The sequence below is a fragment of the Streptomyces sp. AC555_RSS877 genome (assembly GCF_019049245.1).
Lineage (GTDB): Bacteria > Actinomycetota > Actinomycetes > Streptomycetales > Streptomycetaceae > Streptomyces.
On sequence record NZ_JAGMUK010000049.1, the window covers coordinates 37,059 to 43,533 of the forward strand.

At 68.8% G+C, this 6,475-nt stretch carries 9 protein-coding genes; 3 read left to right on the forward strand and 6 right to left on the reverse strand.

Features of this window, described 5'->3' with window-relative positions; all coding sequences use genetic code 11:
* The first annotated feature begins 1 nt into the window (after position 1).
* Positions 2-484: a pyridoxamine 5'-phosphate oxidase family protein gene (locus tag KUM49_RS20975; protein ID WP_217238426.1), complete on the forward strand. Its 483-nt coding sequence runs from the start codon at positions 2-4 to the stop codon at positions 482-484.
* Positions 485-677: 193 nt separating this feature from the next.
* Here the strand turns inward: KUM49_RS20975 and KUM49_RS49840 are convergent, their stop codons facing one another.
* The gene (locus KUM49_RS49840) at positions 678-983 is read right to left on the reverse strand and encodes a CGNR zinc finger domain-containing protein (RefSeq protein WP_302185461.1); all 306 of its coding nucleotides are present in this window, start codon (positions 981-983) and stop codon (positions 678-680) included.
* Here KUM49_RS49840 and KUM49_RS20985 point away from each other — a divergent pair.
* Positions 906-1,193, forward strand: a complete 288-nt coding sequence (locus tag KUM49_RS20985) for a DUF5133 domain-containing protein (protein WP_254401562.1) — start codon at positions 906-908, stop codon at positions 1,191-1,193. The genes KUM49_RS49840 and KUM49_RS20985 overlap by 78 nt on opposite strands.
* 89 nt (positions 1,194-1,282) lie before the next feature.
* Here the strand turns inward: KUM49_RS20985 and KUM49_RS20990 are convergent, their stop codons facing one another.
* From KUM49_RS20990 to KUM49_RS50735, 4 genes are all read right to left on the reverse strand, one after another.
* Complete coding sequence (locus KUM49_RS20990; protein ID WP_217238427.1) at positions 1,283-2,011, reverse strand: spermidine synthase; 729 nt, start codon at positions 2,009-2,011, stop codon at positions 1,283-1,285.
* A 113-nt stretch (positions 2,012-2,124) separates the two neighbouring features.
* Positions 2,125-3,810 (reverse strand): ribonuclease J, encoded by a 1,686-nt coding sequence (locus KUM49_RS20995; protein ID WP_217238428.1) that lies wholly within the window; start codon positions 3,808-3,810, stop codon positions 2,125-2,127.
* Positions 3,811-4,070: 260 nt separating this feature from the next.
* Complete coding sequence (locus tag KUM49_RS21000; RefSeq protein WP_217238429.1) at positions 4,071-4,337, reverse strand: hypothetical protein; 267 nt, start codon at positions 4,335-4,337, stop codon at positions 4,071-4,073.
* A gap of 312 nt (positions 4,338-4,649) precedes the next feature.
* Entirely contained in the window at positions 4,650-5,057 is a 408-nt protein-coding gene (locus KUM49_RS50735) for an MMPL family transporter (protein WP_374200184.1), read from the reverse strand.
* 216 nt (positions 5,058-5,273) lie between these two features.
* Between KUM49_RS50735 and KUM49_RS21010 the strand changes: the two genes are divergently transcribed.
* Complete coding sequence (locus KUM49_RS21010) at positions 5,274-5,843, forward strand: TetR/AcrR family transcriptional regulator (protein ID WP_217238430.1); 570 nt, start codon at positions 5,274-5,276, stop codon at positions 5,841-5,843.
* A 155-nt stretch (positions 5,844-5,998) separates the two neighbouring features.
* On the opposite strand, the gene KUM49_RS21015 is transcribed toward KUM49_RS21010, so the two are convergent.
* On the reverse strand, positions 5,999-6,352 hold the full coding sequence (locus KUM49_RS21015) for a hypothetical protein (protein ID WP_254401563.1): 354 nt from the start codon (positions 6,350-6,352) through the stop codon (positions 5,999-6,001).
* Between the last annotated feature and the right edge of the window lie 123 nt (positions 6,353-6,475).

Below are 6,475 nucleotides of genomic sequence, written 5' to 3' on the forward strand. Positions count from 1 at the left end.
GTTGAATTCCGTCGGATCCGAAGGATCGCCCGCCGACAACGCGCGCGGCATCGTCGACACGAGCCTGTACATGGTGCTTGCCACCGCCGACGCGGACGGTCGGCCGTGGAGTTCCCCGGTCTACTTCGCCCACCTGGAGTGCATCGAGTTCTACTGGCTCTCCTCACCACGGGCCGCGCACTCACGCAACCTCGCGGTACGCCCCCAGGTGGGCATCGCCGTCTTCGACTCATCGGCGGCGATCGGCACCGGCCAAGGCGTCTACATGTCCGCGGTGGCCGAACCGGTCGCCGGGCAGCCTGACATCGAGCGCGCTATGGAGGTCTTCTCACACCGTTCCCTCCGCCATGGCGGCCACGCCTGGACGTGCGACGACGTGAATCCCTCTTCCGGCCTGCTCCTGTACCGCGCGGTGGCCGAAGCGCACTGGATCCTGGCCAAGGACGGCCAGCCGGACCACCGGATTCCGGTCCACCTCGACTGAGGTGGGAGGGACCGGATGAGGCCGGCTGTATCGAGGCGGCGCCGCGGTGCCTGGCCGCCGTGCGCTGAGGGCATGACCTCACCGCAGGTGCTGGAACAGCTGGAGACCGGGTGCGGCCTGTGGGTGCCCAATGCCACCCGAGCAGCGACCGCTGTCCGCGGCCGCGCTGTCGACCCGGCAATGAGAAGCAAGGTCAGGGCTTGGGGCATGGCTGGCGGGAACGATGCCGCATCACGGCTTCGGTGTTTCCGCAGCGAGCTGTGACATAGCGCCGTCGCCCGTTCCTGGAGGTGTCCACATACGCCCGGGAACACTGGAAGCGCATGCACCGCCCCAGCCGTGCTCTCCCTGGTGGACGCCGTATTTTGCGCAGGTTGGTGACCGGGCGCAACCCGTAGTCCTCGAGGTGCGGCGGACGCCGATGGCTGCCACCGTATGGGTGAAGAGCTGTGGTCCCGGATACGCGAGGACGGAGGCGGTCACCATGGTGATGGCGCATCCTTCGCTCCTGCGGGAGCTGGTCGAACGGTGCGAGACGCTCAAACGGCGCCTGACGTCCGGCGGCAGCGCGGAGACCGCGCGCCAGCTTGACGACGCGACGTACACGCTGTGCGTAGTCACCGGTACCCGTCAGCTGGACACGGCACTGTATGTGGCCCGACGACAGCTGGCCGACGCCATGACTCGCCAGCAGCCCCACCACCGCTGAACCGTCACTGCGGTGCCACCTCCGCAAGCCACATCCTTCGGCGCTCGCTGGGGCGACGTCGATGACCTCCCATGTGGCGAACCGTCTGCCTACGGCAGTTGCGGTCCTGTCCTGGCGACGTAGACCGTGTTGCTCGACGTGCCGCCCTGGAGAGGATTGCCGAAGTCGACGACATGGGCCGCTGCATGCGCGAAGACCTCCGTGAGCGCGGAGGTGAACTGTTCGTCCGGTGGGTCGTTCGACCACAGGGCGAAGACCCCGTCGGGGTGGAGGTGTCCGGTGAGAGCGCGGAGCCCGGCGGGCTGGTAGAGCGCCGCGTGGCGGGGGTGGAGCACGTGGCGCGGCGAGTGGTCGACGTCCAGCAGGATGGCGTGGAAGCGGCGGCCCGGCTCCTTCGGGTCCAGACCGCGCGCATCCGCCGCCATCGCGAAGAAGTCGCCTTGAACCAGGCGGCAGCGGACGTCCGAAGTCAGCCGGGGGCCGAGGGGCACCAGGCCCCGCTGATGCCAGTCGATGACTTCGGCGAGCGTTTCGATCACGGCCAGTGAGCGCACTCGGGGGTCGTCCAGCACCGCTTCGGCGGTGTACCCGAGTCCGAGTCCGCCGACGGCGACGTCCAGTTCGGCGTCCGGCAATGTCGCCAGTCCGATTTCCGCAAGCGCGATCTCGCCGGCGGTGAAGAGGCTGGACATCAAGAACTCGTCACCGAGCTTCACCTCGTACACGTCGGTGCCCGAGGCCGGGTCGCGTCGGCGCCGCAGGCTGATGTCGCCCATCGCTGTCGGGCGCCAGTCGATCTCCTGGAAACGCGCGCTCATCCGTCTACCTTTCTGCGGCACCTTCGGTGCCCGGAACGTCGCTCTGCGCGGGTTGGACGCAGGCGCGAAACCGTCCCTGCCGCCGGCCGGGCAGGGACGGGAAGGCGGCCCGGTCAGGCGTCGATGATGACGGGGATGATGAGGGGCTTGCGGCGGTACGTGCGGAACGCCCAGTTCGCCACGGCGCGGGCGATGAGCTGTTCGAGCTGGTGCGCGTCCCCCACGCCCTCCTGGGCGGCGGTCGCCAGCGTTTTCTCGATGACTGGGATGACAGGCTCGAAGGTGGTGTCGTCATGGACGAAGCCGCGGGCCAGGAAGTCGGGAGTCTCGGCAAGGGCACCGGTGTCGGCGTCGACGATGGCCACCACGGTGACCACGCCCTCCTCCGCGAGGGTGAGCCGGTCCTTCAAGGACGCCTCGGTGGCGCCACCGACTTCCATGCCGTCCACGTAGACGTTGCCTGCGGGCACCTTGCCGGTGATCTTGGCGCGGCCGTCGACGAGGTCGACGACGACTCCGTCCTCGGCGATGACGACCCGCTCGGGGTCGACGCCGGTACGGATGGCGAGGTCACCGTTGGCCCGCAGGTGGCGCCACTCGCCGTGTACGGGCATGACGTTGCGGGGTTTGACGATGTTGTAGCAGTAGACGAGTTCCCCGGCGCTGGCGTGTCCGGACACGTGCACCTTGGCGTTGCCCTTGTGGACGACGTTGGCGCCCCAGCGGGTCAGCCCGTTGATCACCCGGTAGATGGCGTTCTCGTTGCCCGGGATGAGGGAGCTGGCGAGCAGGACGGTGTCGCCCTTGCCGATGCGGATCACGTGGTCGCGGTTGGCCATCCGGGAGAGAGCCGCCATGGGCTCGCCCTGGGATCCGGTGCACACCAGAGTGATCTTGTGGTCGGGGAGCTTCTCCATTTCCTTGGTGCTCACGACCAGGCCCGAAGGCACCTTCAGATAGCCGAGGTCGCGGGCGATGCCCATGTTGCGGACCATGGAGCGGCCGACGAAGGCGACCTTGCGGCCGTGCTGGTGCGCGGCGTCCAGGACCTGCTGGATGCGGTGCACATGGCTGGCGAAGCTGGAGACGATCACCCGGCGCGGGGCGGTCCGCATCACCTGCTCGATCGCGGGGTTCAGTTCGCGCTCGGAGGTGGTGAAGCCGGGAACCTCCGCGTTGGTGGAGTCGGTGAGGAAGAGGTCGACGCCCTCCTCGCCGAGGCGGGCGAAGGCGCGCAGGTCGGTGATGCGGTCGTCCAGCGGGAACTGGTCCATCTTGAAGTCGCCGGTGTGCAGCACCATGCCTGCACCTGTGCGGATCGCGACCGCGAGGCCGTCCGGGATCGAGTGGTTGACCGCGACGAACTCGCACTCGAAGGGCCCGAACCCGCGCCGCTCGCCCTCACGTACCCGCACCGTGCGCGGCCGGATGCCGTGTTCCTTGAGCTTGGCCTCCAGGAACGCCAGCGTCAGCTTGGAACCGACGACGGGAATGTCGGAGCGCTCGCGCAGCAGATACGGCACTCCCCCGATGTGATCCTCGTGTCCGTGGGTGAGCACCACGGCGACGATGTCGTCCAGGCGCTCCCGGATCGAGGTGAAGTCCGGGAGGATGACGTCCACGCCGGGCTGGTTCTCCTCGGGGAACAGCACGCCACAGTCGACGACGAGCAGCTTGCCGGCGTACTCGAAGACGGTCATGTTGCGGCCGATCTCACCAAGGCCGCCCAGCGCGACGACCCGCAGCCCTCCCTTGGGCAGAGGTGGGGCGGCGGTTAGCTCTGGGTGTGGATGACTCATACCTTGACGCTACCGGAGAGTTTCGCGGAGTGATCCATTGCCCCGGCCGTTCTCTCGTCCCGACGGCCGGAGCCACGTGCGGCGAGTGCCCAGGAACACCCGGTCTACACGGACGACGGGACGGCCGCAGCGGGTGATTCCGCCTGCCGCAGCCGAGCCTCACCCGGACGTCCCGGAGCGAACCGTCCTGCGCAGTACCCGCGGTTCGGCCGCCCCATGATTTCGGAGCGAGCCCCTTCCGACGTGCTGAACCTGCAAGGTCAGGGCATGTCGCCCCGCCAGTCGAAGTGCCTGCCATCCGCACCACGAGGGGCGTACAGGGCGCGGCCGCCCGGCCCGCAGGCACCTATTTCCGTCGGCAGCGCAACGCCCCCGCGCAGCTCGCTGTCGGATCTGTCAGTGACGTCCAGGAGCAGACCGTCCAGCGGCCCCCCGATCAGTTCCACGTAGACGCGGCCGGGGCGGGGCCCGGCATCGTCATGGTCGGCGCCATAGACGCGACCGCGCATGAACTCCAGCTCATCCATGCCTCTCAGGCTCGCACTCGCCACTGACAATCACTGACCGTTGCAGGCAGTCGAAGCATCCGGGCCCGTCTTGCCGGCATCCCGGCACACCGGGCCTGCCCGATCGGGGAGGCAGCACCACCGGCACGGGGCTGCACTGCAGTCCTGGCGCCGGACGGTACAAGACCTCCGACATTCCCGGCACCCCCGACATCCCGACGTGAGGCAGGCGGGGCCAGAAGCGTCCGCGCGAGGAGGGCTGCCGGGCCTACGGGGGGCCGAAATGTCTCAGGGGAATGCGCTCTGCCCCGCGCTCGGCCCCTCCTCGCCGGTTCAGCCCGCTACGGCAACCGGCTTCTCGGCGTTGGTCGGCACGTCGGTCTCCTTGATGCCGTACCGCGTGTAGAAGCGTGCCAGCGGCCCCGGCGCCCACCAGGCCGCCCTGCCCATCAGCTTCATGACGGCCGACCCCAGCAGGATGCGCACCACCAGCACGTCCACCAGGACGGCGAACACCATGCCGACGCCGAAGAGCTTCATGGTCAGCACGCCGCTCATCCCGATCGCCGCGAGCGGAACGCACATCAGCAGCGCGGCGCTCACGACCAGGCGGCCGATGGACTGCTCGCCCAGGCCGACGCCGGCCTGACCCGGGGCTGGGTGATGATGGCCGTCGGCCTCGCGATGGCCGCGGTCTTCGGCTTCGGCATCACCGGTTGGTACGACCGCAAGGGTCTGCACCGCATCCCGGTCGAGACGACGCCCGCGAAGACCGCCGCCACGGCGTAGCGGGACGCCAACACCCCCGGACGGTGCCATGGGGCGCTTTGGCCGTGGTGTGTGTCGGCCGTGAGAGCGGGACGTGCGCGGCACCCGGGAAGCCGTGCCGGAAACCGCCCCGGCACACCGCGAAAACCGATCGCTTTCATCTCGTCCCCATCGAGTTAACCTCGCGGTATGACCACCGAAGTGAAGCGAAGTACCAGAGAGCGGCTGCTGGAGGCGGCGGCCACGCTCACCTACCGAGACGGTGTCGGCATCGGCGTCGAGGCACTGTGCAAGACGGCGGGGGTGTCGAAGCGCTCCCTGTACCAGCTGTTCGAAAGCAAGGACGAACTGCTGGCAGCGAGCCTGGAGGAGCGCGCCTCCGACTTCGTGGCGACCCTCCTGCCCCCGGCGGACGATGGCCGCTCGCCCCGCCGGCGGATCCTGCACGTCTTCGAGCAGGTGGAGTCGCAGGCGGGCGCTCCCGAGTTCCGAGGCTGCCGGTACCTGGCTGTTCAGGTCGAGCTCAAGGATCAGAGCCACCCGGCGAGCCAGGTGGCCCATCGGATCAAGAGCAATCTGACGGCGTTCTTCCATGCCGAGGCCGAACAGGGCGGGGCAAGCGATCCCGACCTGCTGGCCCGACAGCTGAGCCTGGTCTTCGACGGCGCCAGTGCCCGTGCGGGGATCGGAGCCGACAAACTGACGGGGCTCATCGCACCCACGGTGGCCACCCTGCTCGACGCAGCAGGCGTGCGCTGACGCTTCGCATCAGGGCGGCTACGAGGATCGCCCTCTTGCTCAGGAAGAGCTGGCCGGGCGGATTCCCCCTGAGACAACGTGCCTTCGTACACGGGTGGTCCTGGGACAGGCGACTTTGAGGTTCCAACGGCGCCGTGCTGGGTGCGGCCGCTGGCCTAATGGGTGGCGGACCAGGCTTGTGTGGTGTGGTGGATCCAGCGCTGGATGGTGGTGTTGATGCTGTCGGGCAGGGCGCTGAGCTGGTCGATGGCTTCCCGGTCCGCGAACTGGGGCGGGACGCCGGCCGTGGTGAGGGCGGCGTGCAGGTCCAGCCGCCTTCGGTCGCGCGGGCCGATCGCGATGTCGAGGCGCCGGGCGGGATTCGGCGGCGGCAGCAGGAAGTCGTCCTCCGTGGACTGCAGAGCCGTCTCCCAGCCCGGCGTGCCGGGCTGGTCACAGGAGTACGGGTCGAAGAAGGCCTGCGCCGCGGCGGGCTCGAAAGTGCCGGACTCGAAGACTGTGGCAGTCAAGAGGATCTCCTCGCGTGAGGGGTACTCGGTTCTGCATGCCAAGACTCGGTCCGCGCACAGACCGGTTGCAGGACCAGCCCCACACCACACGGAAGGCCCCATCGGCAGCTCAACCGCCCATCA